The 14,579-nt window shown below is 67.9% G+C and carries 12 protein-coding genes, 1 tRNA gene and 1 pseudogene; 7 read left to right on the top strand and 7 right to left on the bottom strand.

Translation table 11 applies throughout. From position 1 onward, the window contains the following. The 5 genes and pseudogenes from VHS75_RS07865 to VHS75_RS07845 all read left to right on the top strand — a co-directional run. A pseudogene (locus VHS75_RS07865) lies at positions 1-1,133 on the top strand (circularly permuted type 2 ATP-grasp protein); the annotation flags it as partial. 31 nt (positions 1,134-1,164) lie between these two features. After that, complete coding sequence (locus VHS75_RS07860) at positions 1,165-2,112, top strand: alpha-E domain-containing protein (protein WP_329638055.1); 948 nt, start codon at positions 1,165-1,167, stop codon at positions 2,110-2,112. Positions 2,113-2,127: 15 nt separating this feature from the next. Continuing rightward, complete coding sequence (locus tag VHS75_RS07855) at positions 2,128-3,108, top strand: transglutaminase family protein (RefSeq protein ID WP_329638054.1); 981 nt, start codon at positions 2,128-2,130, stop codon at positions 3,106-3,108. Positions 3,109-3,272: 164 nt separating this feature from the next. Then, positions 3,273-5,915: a TonB-dependent receptor gene (locus VHS75_RS07850; protein WP_329638053.1), complete on the top strand. Its 2,643-nt coding sequence runs from the start codon at positions 3,273-3,275 to the stop codon at positions 5,913-5,915. Between the two features lie 18 nt (positions 5,916-5,933). Next, positions 5,934-7,016 carry an alkaline phosphatase family protein gene (locus tag VHS75_RS07845; protein WP_329638052.1) on the top strand — a complete coding sequence of 361 codons (1,083 nt, stop codon included), beginning with the start codon at positions 5,934-5,936 and terminating at the stop codon, positions 7,014-7,016. Between the two features lie 194 nt (positions 7,017-7,210). Here VHS75_RS07845 and VHS75_RS07840 read toward each other — a convergent pair. After that, positions 7,211-7,285: transfer RNA gene (locus VHS75_RS07840), tRNA-Lys, on the bottom strand. Positions 7,286-7,404: 119 nt separating this feature from the next. Between VHS75_RS07840 and VHS75_RS07835 the strand changes: the two genes are divergently transcribed. Beyond that, a complete protein-coding gene (locus tag VHS75_RS07835; RefSeq protein ID WP_329638051.1) occupies positions 7,405-7,995 on the top strand; it encodes a hypothetical protein in 591 nt (196 codons plus the stop codon). On the opposite strand, the gene VHS75_RS07830 is transcribed toward VHS75_RS07835, so the two are convergent. The 3 genes from VHS75_RS07830 to queA are packed head-to-tail and all read right to left on the bottom strand — an operon-like array spanning position 7,878 to position 11,511. After that, positions 7,878-9,320 (bottom strand): hypothetical protein, encoded by a 1,443-nt coding sequence (locus VHS75_RS07830; protein WP_329638050.1) that lies wholly within the window; start codon positions 9,318-9,320, stop codon positions 7,878-7,880. The genes VHS75_RS07835 and VHS75_RS07830 overlap by 118 nt on opposite strands. After that, on the bottom strand, positions 9,320-10,435 hold the full coding sequence (gene tgt, locus VHS75_RS07825; protein WP_329638049.1) for a tRNA guanosine(34) transglycosylase Tgt: 1,116 nt from the start codon (positions 10,433-10,435) through the stop codon (positions 9,320-9,322). Before tgt ends, VHS75_RS07830 begins: the two co-directional genes overlap by 1 nt. Then, the gene (gene queA / locus VHS75_RS07820; protein ID WP_329638048.1) at positions 10,435-11,511 is read right to left on the bottom strand and encodes a tRNA preQ1(34) S-adenosylmethionine ribosyltransferase-isomerase QueA; all 1,077 of its coding nucleotides are present in this window, start codon (positions 11,509-11,511) and stop codon (positions 10,435-10,437) included. Before queA ends, tgt begins: the two co-directional genes overlap by 1 nt. A gap of 63 nt (positions 11,512-11,574) precedes the next feature. On the opposite strand from queA, the gene VHS75_RS07815 reads away from it, so the two are divergent. Beyond that, a complete protein-coding gene (locus VHS75_RS07815) occupies positions 11,575-12,591 on the top strand; it encodes an endonuclease/exonuclease/phosphatase family protein (protein WP_329638047.1) in 1,017 nt (338 codons plus the stop codon). Between the two features lie 9 nt (positions 12,592-12,600). Here VHS75_RS07815 and VHS75_RS07810 read toward each other — a convergent pair whose 3' ends face one another. From VHS75_RS07810 to coaD, 3 genes are all read right to left on the bottom strand, one after another. Next, a complete protein-coding gene (locus tag VHS75_RS07810; RefSeq protein ID WP_329638056.1) occupies positions 12,601-13,029 on the bottom strand; it encodes a peptidylprolyl isomerase in 429 nt (142 codons plus the stop codon). Positions 13,030-13,121: 92 nt separating this feature from the next. Next, a complete protein-coding gene (locus VHS75_RS07805; RefSeq protein WP_329638046.1) occupies positions 13,122-14,012 on the bottom strand; it encodes a peptidylprolyl isomerase in 891 nt (296 codons plus the stop codon). Positions 14,013-14,058: 46 nt separating this feature from the next. Further along, positions 14,059-14,553, bottom strand: a complete 495-nt coding sequence (coaD, locus tag VHS75_RS07800; protein ID WP_329638045.1) for a pantetheine-phosphate adenylyltransferase — start codon at positions 14,551-14,553, stop codon at positions 14,059-14,061. Positions 14,554-14,579 lie beyond the last annotated feature (26 nt).

Raw genomic sequence — 14,579 nt, 5'->3', positions numbered from 1 at the left:
CTACCACCAGCGCCTGATCCTCCGCGACCGGGTCGTCCCGGCCGAGCTGGTCCTGGGCGCCTCGGGCTATCGCCGCGAGTGCGTCGGCCTGCACGTGCCCAAGGATATTTACATTCACATCTCCGGGATCGACCTGATCCGCGACGGGGCCGGCGAGTACCTGGTCCTGGAGGACAACGGCCGGACCCCCTCGGGCGTCAGCTACGTCCTGAAGAACCGGCAGGTGATGAAGCAGGCGTTCCCCGCCCTCTTCCAGCAGTACAACGTCCGGGCCGTCGACGACTACGCCTCGAACCTCCTGGCGATGCTCCGCTACATCGCCCCGCCGGGATCGGACGACCCGACGGTCGTGGTCCTGACGCCTGGCGTCTACAACTCGGCCTACTATGAGCACAGCTTCCTCGCCCGCCAGATGGGCGTCGAGCTGGTCGAAGGTCGCGACCTGTTCTTCGACGGCGGCCAGATCTTCATGAGGACCACCCGGGGGGCCGATGCGGGTGGACGTGATCTATCGGCGGGTCGACGACGACTTCCTCGACCCGCTCACGTTCCGGCCCGACAGCCAGCTCGGCGTCGCCGGGCTGATCGGCGCCTACCGCGCGGGGAACGTCGGGCTGGCCAACGCGATCGGCACCGGGGTGGCCGACGACAAGGGGATCTATCCCTACGTCCCCGACATCATCCGCTACTACCTGGGCGAGGACGCCATCCTGCCTAACATCGAGACCTTCCTCTGCCGCGAGCCGGCACAGCTCGGCCACGTGCTGGCCAACCTCGACAAGTTCGTGGTCAAGGCGGTGGGCGCGTCCGGCGGCTACGGCATGCTGGTGGGCCCGCATTCCACCAAGGCCCAGCAGGACGAGTTCGCCGCGGCGCTGAAAGCCGATCCGGACAACTACATCGCCCAACCGACCATCCAGCTTTCCACCGCGCCCTGCCTGATCGATCACGCGATCGACGCCCGCCACGTGGACCTGCGGCCCTTCATCCTCTGCGGCGAGAAGATCGTGGTCACGCCCGGCGCGCTCACCCGCGTGGCGCTGCGCAAGGGCTCGCTGGTGGTCAACTCCAGTCAGGGCGGCGGGTCCAAGGACACCTGGATCCTGACCGACAAGAAGGACCTGCAGCCATGATGCTGAGCATCTTTGCAGGAAGGCTGCTCGCATGATGCTCGCGAGAGTCGCCGACAGCCTCTACTGGATCGGCCGCTATGTGGAGCGGGCCGAGCACCTGTGCCGGCTCTCCGACGTCATGCTGACCGCGACGCTGGACCGCACGGAATCCGCCACGCAGATCGCCCGCATCGCGCTGGCGGCCGTCGGCGACCCCGACGACGCAGCCAAGGCCCGAAACCCCTACGAGGCGGCCCTGGCGCTGGTCCTGGACCGCGAGGACCAGGGCTCGGTGGCCAGTTCACTGGCCAAGGCCCGCGAGAATGCGCGCCAGGTGCGCGACCAGATCACCACCGAGACCTGGGAGCGGCTGAACCTCATCCACCTGCGGATGAGCGACCCCAAGGCCGCGCGCGCCTTCGCCGACGGCTCGCAGGCCTTCCTGCACGACACCATCGCCGACCTGCACCTGTTCAAGGGCGCAGCCGACGCCACCATGAGCCATGGCGAGGGCTGGCGGTTCCTGCTGCTTGGCGTCTACCTCGAGCGGGCCCAACTGATCGGGGCCCTGCTGGAAGTCTGCTTCGGCGACCGCCGCCATCGGACGATCACCGACCACTCTGCGCTCACCGGCCTCTTGCGGATGAGCTGCGCGCTGGAACCCTATCTGCGGGTCTACACCGCCGACATGCAGCCACGTTTCATCCTGGAGTTCCTGCTGCTCGACGAGGACTTCCCGCGTTCGGTGCGGTTCTGCACGGCGCGGATCGAAGAACACCTCACCTCCATCAGCCGCCATGTGGAAGCCGCTGGTGTGTCTGGCCCCGACCGCCTGGCCGGACGCCTCCGCGCGCGCCTGCAATATGCCGAGATCGGCGAGGTGCAGGCCGGCGGCGCCAGCGCCTTCCTGAGCGCGGTGCTCGACGAGTGCGCCGGGGTCCACCGCCAAGTCTACGAGACCTTCGTCGCCTATACTCTTGAACAGCGTCTGCCGGCCTAAGGACCGTTTCCGCCCGTGCTCCTCGCCGTCCGCCATTCGACCCGCTACCAGTACGATGTGCCCGTGCGCGAGAGCGTCATGGAGCTGTGGATGCAGCCGCAGAAACGCGCCCATCAGCGGCTGATCAGCTTCGAGCTGGAGATCGATCCGGCGGCGCAGCTGTTCTCCTACGCCGACACCTTCGGCAACGCCGTCTACCACTTCGACATCCCCCAGCCCCACGACCGGCTGACCATCACCGCCCGCTCGGCGGTCGAGACCGAGCCGCCGCCCGCCCTGCCCGACCATCTGGACCGCGGCGAATGGGACCGGCTGAAGTCCGACTTCGTGCGCGGCGAGCACTTCGACTATCTGCATCCGCACGGCTTCACCGGCCCCACAGAGGCGCTGGCGAAGTTCATCGCCGAGCGGAACCTGGAGGAATTGCGGGTCCGCGACCCGTTGAGCGCCGTGCGCGACCTCAACGGCATCCTCTACGAAGCCTTCGCCTATGAGGCCGGCGTGACCCGCGCGGACTCGCCCATCGACCACGTACTGGAGGCGCGCAAGGGCGTCTGCCAGGACTTCGCCCATGTGATGATCGCCATCTGCCGCGGCTGGGGCATCCCGGCGCGCTACGTCTCCGGCTACCTCTTCACCGACCGCAAAGCGGGCGACCGCTCTGACCCCGACGCCACACACGCCTGGGTGGAGGTGTTCCTGCCCAGCCTGCGCTGGGTGGGTCTCGATCCGACCAACAACATCCTGGCCGCCGAGCGCCACATCGTCTGCGCCGTCGGCCGCGACTACTCGGACGTGCCGCCCTCGCGCGGGGTCTACAAGGGCGAGGCCGAGAGCGAGCTGGCGGTCGGCGTCACCGTGCGCAAGGCGCGCGCGGCGGTTTCAGAGCCCGAGTTCCTTCGCATCTCCCAGCCGGCGCCGCGGCCCGGCCAGCGCCGCGCCCAGTACTCCGGCCTGGCCTACGACCAGCAACGCCAACAGCAGCAGCAGCAGTAGCCGTCCGCCCCCGCCGCCGCCGAGGGACCAACCTCTGGTAGCATAAAATCTTCATAAATCGTCAGCCCGACCGTCACAGTCGCTGCCTACCCCCTTAGAAAATTTCAGGAGGGGATGCGGCTATGGCGATTCAGAAACACCTCATTTTAGCGGCTGCGTCGCTGTTGGCGCTAAGCACGGCGGCCAAGGCCGCCGGCGTCGATGCGGCCGAAAGCCCCGCGGCCGCACCCTCTGTCAGCGACCTCGTGGTCACGGCGCCCCGCGAAGAGACGCAAGCGCGCGCCCGGCAGCAGGCGGCGCAAAACCTCATCGACGTGCAGTCTGCGGAGACGATCGCCAAATATCCCGACTTCAATGCCGCCGAAGCGCTCGGGCGGATTCCTGGCATCTCGCTCTCCAGCGACACCGGCGAAGGCCGCTTCGTCAATATCCGTGGCATCGACGCGAACCTTAATGGCGCGACCTACGGCGGTGTGGTGCTGCTCAACACCAACGCCGGCGGCACGGCTGCGGGCGGCGGCGGCCGGGCGGTGGAGTTCGACACCATCCCGACCGGCGCGATCGACGGCATCGTCGTCACCAAGACCCGCCTGCCCGAGCAGGAAGGCGAAGGGCTCGGCGGCACGGTCGAGCTGACCCCGCGCAGCGCCGCCCACGTGATGAACCCGTTCCTGGAAGGCACGCTGGGCTGGGGATACGAGCCGCTGCACAAGCACACGGGCCCGACCAATGTTGAGCTGGCGGGCGGCGCGCGATTTGGCTTCGGCGAGCATGGACTGGCGATTGCCGGCGATGGCCAGGCCGAGCCGGTCGCGGCGGGTTGGATTTCCAACCCCTACCCGTTCTCTTTCGTCTTGAACGCATCGCGCAAGGACGACCGGCGCGCCGTGGACGACATTGAAGAAAGCTACATCGACGCCAGCACGCCACCGACCGACAAGACCGCCCACCAATACGACCTGCGGCGTTACGACTATCATCGCCGCCGCTTCGGTTATGGCGGCGAATTCGACTTCCAACCGAATGACGATCACAGCTACTACGCTCGCGCCAGCATCGCCGGTTACATCGAGGCCGTGCACAAGAACTTCCTGCTGTTCCGCAATATGGACGGCGGGACCAACGCCACGGGGACGGTGGTTCCCGACCCCAGCAATCCCAATGGCTTCCTGACCACCACCACGCCGACGGTCACCCTCACCGACGAGCAGGAGACACACCGCAACCAGGTCTACGTCGTCGGCGGCAAGGACCGTTTCGGCGATGTGGCCCTTGATTACCGCGCGTCCTACAGCCGCGCGACGTTCGCCGTCGGCTACAACTTCGGCGCCACCTTCAGCGGGCCGTCCGGGACGCCGCTCGCCTATGACAATGTCACCGACGCCAACTTCCCGAAGTTCACCTTCGTGACCGACGCGACCCATCCGACGCCGTTCAATCCCAACGACGCGACGCAGTACAAGTTCACCAAGCTCTCCAACAGCTCGGAGTTCGACGTCGACCAGGAGTACGCCTACGCGGTCAACGCGGCCGTCCCGGTCCATCTGATCAACGACAGCGACCAGGTGAAGGTCGGCCTGGAAGCGCGTCTGCGGGACAAGGTCGTCAATCCCATCCTCATCAGCGGGGTGACCGCCCCGTCGATCCTGCTGTCGACCGTGTCCGGGCCGGCCAACACCTACTACGACGGCCACTACACCAACGGTCCGTTCATCGACCGCTATGCGATCCGCAAGATCTACAATGCCGAGACCGGCATCACCCAGGCGACCGATCCGAACGGCTTCTTCCGCGCGAAGGAGAATATCTATGCGGGCTACGGCCAGTATACGACCGACGTCGGCCCCTGGAGCTTCCTGGCCGGCGTGCGCGTCGAGAAGACTGACGGCACGTACACGGCCTTCGTCAGCACCGACAACAACTCCCCGGTGCTCGCCAGCCGGCCCGCCGATTACACCGACGTCTTCCCCACCGCCCAGGTGAAATACACCTTCTCACCTGAGCTGATCGCCCGCGCGATCTACTCGACCGGCATCGCGCGGCCCGGGTTCGAGCAGAACAAGGCGACCGCCTCGATCAACACCACCAATGACCCGGGCACCGTTGAAATCTCTCGCGGCAACCCGGCGCTGAAGCCCACCACCGGCAACAACTTCGACCTCTCGCTGGAATACTACCTGCCGAACGGCGGCATCGTGGAGGCCGGGCTGTTCGACAAGGAATTCTCCAACTACATCGCCCCGCGGGTGCAGCACGGGATCACGACGGACCCTCTCGCCCCCGGCCAGCTCGCCAATGTGACCACGTTCCTGAACATCTCCTCGGCGCATGCGCGCGGCGCGGAGTTCGCCTACCATCAGAAATTCACCTTCCTGCCGCAGCCGCTCGACGGCTTCGGCGCCGAAGCCAACCTGACCCTGGTCGACTCCCGCATCCTCGAATACGACGCAGCGACCAGCGGATCGGGAACCAACCAGTTCGGCCTGCTGCCCGGCACCTCCAAGGTGACCTGGAACCTGGCCGGGTTCTACGAGGCGCACGGCGTCCAAGCGCGGCTCTCAGCCGAATACGTCAGCCACAGCCTGTTCGGCCTGGGGGGCGATAAGTCGCTCGACGTGCTGCAGGACAAGCGCCTGACAATGGATTTCACGTCCAGCTATCAGATCGACCCGCGGCTCAGCGTCTATTTCAACGCCAAGAATCTGCTCAATACGCCGTTGCGCTACTATGAGGGCAGTCCCGACCGCCCGATCCAGCGTGAATTCTACGACGTGACCTACGAGGCGGGCGTCCGCTTCAAACTCTAGAGGCCCGGAGCCCCGCCTATGAACCGTCAGGTCGCTTCGATCGCTGTCGCCATGGCCGTCGCCTTGGGCTTGCCGGCCAAGGCTGCGGGCCTTGAGGGCATGCCCCGCTACGACCGCGTCTTCGTGATCGTCGAGGAGAACAAGGACTACGATCAGATCCTCGATCCGGCTTCGGCGCCCAATATCGCAGGCCTCGCCGCGCGCTACGGCAACGCGACCAAGTTCTACGGCGAAGTGCATCCGAGCGAAGCGAACTATGTCGCCATGCTGGGCGGCGACACCTTCGGCATCCACGACGATGACGCCTACTACTGCAAGGCCGGCTCGACCCAGCCGTTTTGCGACGGCGCCGCGGCCCCGGGCTACGCCGACCACACCGTCCGCACGCGACACCTCGGCGACCAGCTGCTGGCCGCCGGTCTCAGCTGGAAGGGCTATTACGAGACCCTGCCGGAGCCCGGCTCGCTGGCCGTCGTCGCCGGCGATCCGCGGTTCGACAACGGGACGCGCAAGACCGCCCTCTACGCCTCCAAGCACTCCGGCTTCATGAACTTCGCCAGCGTGCAAAACGATCCGCGCCGCGCCGAACGCATCGTCGGCTTCGACCAGCTGGACCGTGACCTGGCGGCCAACGCCCTGCCGGCTTTCGCCCTGATCGTGCCCAACCAGTGCAACGAGATGCATGGCCTCTCGGGCGATGGCGTGCCGGCCGACTGCGAGAGCGCCAATAAGGCCGCCCTGATCCGGCGCGGGGACGCCTACGTGGGCGATCTCGTGCGGCGCATCCAGGCCACGCGAGCCTGGGCGGGGCGCGAAAACGTCGCGATCGTCATCACCTTCGACGAAGGCGCGGGCAAGACCCGGGACGGCTGCTGCGCGGTGACGCCGGAGGCGCTGTCCAACTTCGGCGGCGGCCACATCCCGACCATCGTCATCACCAACCACGGCCCGCGCGGCGTCCGCGACGACACGCCCTACAACCACTACTCGCTGCTGCGGACCCTGGAGGATGCGTTCGGGCTCTCCGAGCGTCTCGGCCACGCGGCGGACACCGACAAGGGCGTGCGTCCCATGACGCCGCTGTTCGCGACGAAGCCCTGACGGACCGGGAATGAAACGCTGCGGCGGGAAAGCGCGCTTGCGCGGACGCTTAGACCCTCCGTCCGGACTGGGGCCGAGAGATGGTGCGCCGGAAGGCCATCGTAGCCCGCCGCAGCGTCCGCAAGTCTAGTTGAGAAGCGCCCGGCTGTGAAAGGCCGCCTGCGCCGGCTTGCCGAGCCGACGTTGGCGAAGATTGGTAGGCCGGGTGAGGTTCGAACTCACGACCATTCGATTAAAAGTCGAATGCTCTACCACTGAGCTACCGGCCCACGACGCGGGGGGCCTTGAACAGCCCTTGGCGAAGCGGCGCGGACCTTAGGCGCCGCACCTTTCTCGCGCAAGTGCGGGCGCCCTGACTTTGCCAGGATATCGCCTAAGGTGGCGCTCGATGCGATGCGCGACAGCCCTCCTCCTGAGCGCCGCGGCCCTTGGGCTGTGCGGCTGTCTGACCGAACCCGAAAACGGCTCGCCGAAGGTGCAGACCACCGCGGAAGCTGATCGGGCCGGGGTTAAGGGCGTCGCCGAATCGCCCCTGCGCGACCTCAATGTCCTGCGCACCAAGATCCCCGAGGTGCTGCTACAGGCCATGGCCGACCCGTACGAACGTCCGGCCGCGGGGCGGTGTCCGGACCTGCTGACACGGCTGGCGCCTCTCGACGAAGCCCTGGGCGACGATCTCGACGCGCCCTCCCAGAAGGAGGAGGGCATGATGGACAAGGGCAAGACCACCGCCCTCACCGTCGCCTCGGGTGCGGCCAGCGACGTGATCCCCTTCCGCGGCTGGATCCGCAAGCTGTCCGGCGCCGAGCGCCATGATCGCTACGTCCAGGCCGCGATCACCGCCGGCGCCGTGCGGCGCGCCTATCTGAAGGGCCTCGGCGAGGCCAAGGGCTGCAGTCCGCCGGCCACGCCCAGCCACGTTCTGGCCGGGGCCCCGATCATGGACCAGTCCATGAAGCCGAAATACCCAATCCATTGAGGCGTTCCGCCGGCGGGGTCGGGCCGCAACTCCCGCTGATAGAAGTCCTCACGTTTCATCCAGTCGGCCAGCGTCAGCACCTGGCTGATGTCGCCGTAGACGATGGGCTGCATCTGCGGATAGCGCCGGCCTTCGCGAAAATCGGCGATGAACCGCAGGTTCGCGTCGGCGGTGCGCACCGCGTAGACCGCCATCACCCCCTGATGGGCCAGCAGGAACACTGAGGCGGCGACCACCATCGCCTCGGAGGCGCGGGGCCGTCGCGTCCAGGCGCGGCGCAACCAGGGCAGCGCCAGCAGCCACAGACCTACGTGCAGCGGCGCCAGGAAGACCGAATAGCGCATCGGGACCAGGCTTGGGGCGATGATCCCGGTGCGCGCCATGCTGGCCATCGCCGCAGTGGTCAGCGAGAAGACGATCAGGCTCACCGCCGCCCGCTCGCTCCAGTCCGCGCCACGCCGCGCCTTGAAGGCCAGCGCGGCCAGCGAGACCGCCAGGATGGCCAGCCCGAAAGCCCAGCCAAGGGCCGGCAGGGCCCGCACCCAGGGCAGGCCGAGGTAGTTCAGCGCCAAGGCGCCGGCCTCCGCGAAATGGCCGGCAAGCCCGGCGCCAACCGCCGCCGAACCCGCGCCCGGCGCCTGTCCGACCAGATAGAGCAGGCTGAACGCGCCGCCGGCTGCCGCCACCGTGATGCTCGCCACTCGGTCGCCCTTCCGCCAGGCGCCGAACAGCAGGGCGGGCCAGACGGCCAGGCCGGCGGCGCTGCCGAGCCCTGCCGCGGCTGCGCAGACCAGGGCCGCGACCAGCCGAAGGCGGCGTCGCCCACCGGGCGCCTCGGCCAGCAGGATCGCCGCCACTGCGAAGACCAGGGCGTGCACATAGGTGGTGTTGATATCGGCGGTGGCGTCGAGGACGTTGCAGCCCATCAGGCAGAGCGCCGCGGCCACGCCGGCGCCCACCAGCCTCAGGCCGCGCCCCGCCGCCGCGGCGCCGGCCCAAGCCAGCATCGCCGCGACCGTCGCCAGGCAAGCGACGCCGACCGCCAGGAACAGATAGCTCTTTGCCCCGAAGACCCGGATATCCAGGTCAAGGACCGCGAAGGTCCACACGAGATGGTGGAAGTTGTGCGGCGCCCAGAAATACCGGCCGAGACCTCCGCCGGCCTGCAGCACGCGCCAACGGGCGACCCAGTCGTACATGTCCGAATAGGCTTCGAGGATGGAGGTCCGCCAGACCAGCCAGCCGGCGACCGTCCCATAGGCCGCGAGCGCCGCGCCGAACGCCAGCCGCACCGCCCCACGCAGGCGCACCGCGCCCTCGACCATCAGCGCACGACCTGGCGTTCGAGGAATTCGCGCCGGAAGGCCTGCATCCGCCCCTCGGCGACCGCGGCGCGCAGGCCGGCCATCAGAGTCTGGAAGAAGGCTAGGTTGTGCCAGGAGAGCAGCACCTGGCCAAGGATCTCCTCGGACTTCACTAGGTGGTGCAGATAGGCCTTGGAATAGTCGCGGCTGGCCGTGCAATCGCTCGCGGCGTCCAGCGGCGCATCGTCGTCGGTGAACCGGGCGTTCTTCAGGTTGATGGAGCCTTCCCAGGTCCAGGCCTGACCGTGTCGGCCTGACCGGGTCGGCAGCACGCAGTCGAACATGTCGACGCCCCGGGCCACCGCCTCGACGATGTCGATGGGCTTGCCGACGCCCATCAGATAGCGCGGCCGTTCCGGCGGCAGCATGTCGGGCGCGTAGTCGAGCACCTCGACCATGCCGGCGTGCCCCTCGCCCACCGCCAGGCCGCCAATGGCGTAGCCGTCGAAGCCGATCTCGGTGAGCCGCTCGGCGGACTCGCGGCGCAAGGCCGGCGACATGCCGCCCTGCTGGATGCCGAACAGGGCCTGCGTCTCGCGCGCCCCGAACGCCGCCTTCGACCGCTCGCCCCAGCGCGCGGAGCGCCGCATGGCCTCGCCGGCCCGCTCGTCCGTCGCCGGCAGCGCCACGAGTTCGTCGAGCTGCATGACGATGTCGGATCCCAGCAGATCCGCCTGGATCTCGATGGACCGCTCAGGCGTCAGCACGTGCTTCGAGCCGTCGATATGGCTCTGGAAGGTGACGGCCTCCTCGGTGACCTTGGAGATCTTCGACAGCGACATGACCTGGAAGCCGCCCGAGTCGGTGAGGATCGGTTTCTCCCAGCGCATGAACCTGTGCAGGCCGCCCAACCGCGCGACGCGCTCGGCCGTGGGCCGCAGCATCAGGTGATAGGTATTGCCCAACAGGACGTCGGCGCCGGTCTGTGCCACCTGTTCGACGGTCAGGGCCTTGACCGTCCCGGCCGTACCCACGGGCATGAAGGCCGGGGTGCGGATCTCGCCGCGCGGGGTCGACAGCACGCCGGTGCGCGCCTGGCCATCGGTCGCCGCGATCTGGAATGGGAAGGCCGCCATCAGGCCTGCTTCCAGAGCAGACTCGCATCGCCATAGGAATAGAACCGATAGCCGGTGGAGATCGCATGGGCGTAGGCCGCGCGCATGGCCGCCAGCCCGGCGAAGGCGCTGACCAGCATGAACAGCGTCGACTTCGGCAGGTGGAAATTGGTCATCAGCCCGTCGGCGGCGCGGAAGCGATAGCCCGGGGTGATGAAGATCGCAGTCTCGCCGACGAAGGGCCGGATCACACCATCCTCGCCGGCCGCCGATTCCAGCAGGCGCAGGGACGTGGTGCCCACACAGACGATGCGGCCGCCCGCCTGGCGAACCGCATTGAGCCGCTCGGCGGTCGCCGCGTCCACCTCGCCCCACTCCGGGTGCATGTGGTGTTCAGCCACGACCTCTGTCTTCACGGGAAGGAAGGTGCCGGCGCCCACATGCAGCGTGACGAAGGCGGTTTCGACGCCGACGGCCGCCAGCCGCGCGAGCAGCTCCGGCGTGAAGTGCAGGCCGGCGGTCGGCGCGGCGACCGAGCCGTCCTCCTGGGCGTAGACCGTCTGGTAGTCGCGGCGGTCCTGTTCGTCCTGCGCCCGTTTGGCGGCGATGTAGGGCGGCAGCGGCATCGACCCGCGCTCGGCGATGGCGGCGTCCAGGTCGGGGCCGGAGAGGTCGAAGTTGAGGGTCACCTCGCCGCCCTCGCCCTTGGCGGTGATCGTGGCGTCGAGGGCGCCGAGCAGACAGGCCCGGTCCGAGCTTTCGCCGAACACCACCCGGTCGCCCTTGGCCAGCCGCTTGCCGGGGCGCATGAAGGCCGTCCATTGATGCGGCGACAGGCGGCGGTGCAGCGTCGCCTCGGCCGCCACCTGGCTGTCACCCCGATGGCGCACGCCCTTCAGCCGGGCCGGGATCACCTTGGTGTCGTTGAGCACCAGGATGTCGCCGCCGCGCAGCTCGGCGGGCAGATCGCGTACGGCCAGGTCGCGCAGTGGCGCCCCCGGCTGGACCACGAGCAGGCGCGCGGCGTCCCGCGGGCTGGCCGGCCGCAGGGCGATGCGGTCGTCTGGAAGTTCGAAATCGAAATCGGCAAGCTGCATGGCCGGCGCGTGAAGGCCACGCGCGCGGCTCGCGGTCAAGCTCAGCCGATGCTAGGAGCCCCCATGCGCTCTATTTGGCTGACCCTGCGGTGGTGCCTCGAAGCTGCGGCCGCCGCGCTCGCCTTGATGGCGGCCGCCGCGGCTGTGGGCGCCGAGGGCGGCCGCTGGAACGACAAACTCGACCTCCTGTCGCACTTCGCCCTGATCTGGCTGGCGGCCGGCGTTCTCGCGTTCATCCTCTCCTGGGTCTCGCCCAGTGTCTGGCGCGGCTCGCTGATCCGGGTGGCGGCCCTGGTCGCGATCCTGGCGGCCGGCGGTCTGATCCTGCCCGATTTCACCCGCCAGAGGTCACCCCGCGCCGAGGCGTCGGCTCCGCACCAGGTCAAGCTGATCGAGTTCAACCAGTGGGGCGAAAACAGCGACCCCGATCGGGTTGTCGCGTGGATCGCCGCGCAACATCCGGACCTTGTGATCGTCGTCGAGCCGACCCCGGCCTTGGAGCCAAAGATGCGCCAGGTGACCGGATTGGAGACGGTATCCCTGGACGGCTCGTTGATCGCCACCCGCCACCCGGTGGTGAAGATACGGCACGCCTGGGACACTCACGAACTGCCGGGGCGAATTTTCTTCATGAACTGGCCCGAGGTCTACGGCTTCGACGGCAAGCCCTTCACCCTGATGGGCGTGCACATCGGGTGGCCGATACCGGCGCGGCGGGCGCGGGCGGAGACGTTGCACCTCACCCTCACCCTCGACACGATCGATCGGCCCAGCACAATCCTGGCCGGGGATTTCAACTCGACGCAGTGGTCCTACCTGCGCCGCCAGGCCGAAGAGGCCATCGGGCTGGAACGCCGCGACCGCGCCCTGCCGAGCTGGCCGGCGCGGCTGCCGATGCTGCACGGACGCGATTTCCCGTTCCCGTTCCTGCCGATCGACCACATCTATGCCGGCAGCCTATGGCGCACGGTCAAGGTCGAACGCGGCCCGAAGCTGGGTTCGGACCACTATCCGCTCATCGCGACGCTGGCGTGGGACGGCCCAGTGGGCGGCGACCCGAGCCTCTGGCCTGGGCGCTAGCCGCCCGTTTTACGCAACCTTCAGCGAGATGATCTTGCCCGGATCGCGCGGCGGCTCGCCCTTCGGCAGGGCGTCGATGTGATCCATGCCCTCGGTCACCTCGCCCCAGACGGTGTACTTGCCGTCGAGAAAGCGGGCGTCGTCGAAGCAGATAAAGAACTGGCTGTTGGCCGAGTTCTCGCTGGCGCTGCGGGCCATGGAGCAGACACCGCGCACGTGAGGCTCCTTGGAGAACTCGGCCGGCAGATTGGGCTTCTTGGAGCCGCCCATGCCGGTGCCGGTCGGGTCGCCCCCCTGAGCCATGAAGCGGGGGATCACCCGGTGGAACACCACGCCGTCGTAGAAGCCTTCGCTCGCCAGCTCCTTGATCCGCGCCACGTGCAGGGGTGCGAGGTCCGGACGCAACTTGATGGTCACCGGGCCGGTCGCCAGTTCCATGATCAGGGTGTTGCCGTCACCCTTGCTCTTTGCGGGGGCCTTGCTCCTCGCGGGAGCCTTGGTCGCGGCTTTCGCCTTGGCTTTGGGGGCCATCATTTCACCTCTACAGGAATGTCAACATCGCAGGCCGTGAAGTCCGCGCCCTTGGCGGCGCGCATGTGGTCGATCTCGGCCTTGAACCAGGGGCCCTTGGTGTCGATCACGCGCACCTTCGGACGGGTCGCCTCCGGCAGATCGGCCAGCACGCGGACATGTTCCATATAGTCCTGCGGCTGCTCCACAGGCTCGCCGGCCTTGATCGCCCGCACCACGTCCAGGCCGCTGATCACCCGCCCAAAGGCGGTGTATTTCCGCTCCAGCGACGGATAGGCGTAGCGCATCAGGAAGAACTGGCTGTTGCCGCTGTCGGGATTGTCGTCGCGCGCCATGCCGGCGACGCCCGGGCAATAGAGGCCCCAGGCGGTGACCTTCTGGTCCTTGGTCATGGCCGCGAGCTGCATCGACTGGCTCTCCACCGGCATCGCCTTCACGAAGCCGATCTCGGCGACGGTCTGGTCGGCGGCCATCACGAACGGCAGGTCCGCGCCGCGACGGAACGTGAACTCGGCCGGGACATTGGGCTTCGAGGAGCCGCCCTGGCCGTTGTTCTGCGGGTCGCCGGTCTGGTCCATGAACTTGTCGATAACCCGGAAGAACTTGAGGCCGTCGTAGAAATTCTCATGCGCCAGGGCGCGGACCTGGGCGACGTGCTGCGGGGCGAGCTCAGGGATCAGCTCCAGGACGATGCGGCCTTTGTTGGTGTCGATCACCAGCACATTGTTCGGGTCCGGCGTGCGCCAGTCGGTGGGACCGGGAGCCCCAGGCGCGGCCGGCGCGGCGGGTTTCGCGGCCGTAGCGGGCGGCGCCTTGGCCTTGTCCTTGGGGGCCGCCGAGGCGGTGACGGCGGCGGCCGCGGCGCAGGCGGCGAATAGAAATGTTCTCATGGGACTCTTCGTAATGGGCCGGCGCGCGGGACGCCAGCGCCGCGGCTCAATCGCGCCGCGCCTTTGCCATCAGGCGTTCCTTGACGCTCGGGCTGACGAATTTCGAAACGTCGCCGCCCAGGAGGGCGATCTCCTTCACCAGCCTTGAGGCGATCGCCAGGTGGCGGGGATCGGCCATCAGGAACACCGTCTCGATGTTGCGGTCGAGCTGCTGGTTCATGGCGGTGATCGCGAATTCGAACTCGAAGTCCGCCATGGCGCGCAGGCCGCGCACCATGATCCCGGCCCCGATCTCATGGGCGAAATGGGTGGTCAGGCCCTCGTAGGGCTGCACGACGATCTCGGTGGAGTTGCGGAAAGGCGCCACGGCCTCCTCGACGATGGCCACCCGCTCGTCGAGGTCGAACATCGGGGTCTTGCCGGTGTCGATGGCGACGCCGAGGACCAGCTTGTCGACCAGCTTCACGGCCCGGCCGATGATATCGATGTGCCCGTTGTGGATCGGATCGAAGGTGCCCGGATAGAGCCCGATGCGGGTCATGCGCCTTGGTCCCCCAACAACCTCGT

This window comes from Phenylobacterium sp. (genome assembly GCF_036264965.1).
GTDB lineage: Bacteria > Pseudomonadota > Alphaproteobacteria > Caulobacterales > Caulobacteraceae > Phenylobacterium.
The sequence above is the reverse complement of the archived record's forward strand: the minus strand, read 5'-3'. Positions and strand labels throughout refer to the sequence as shown.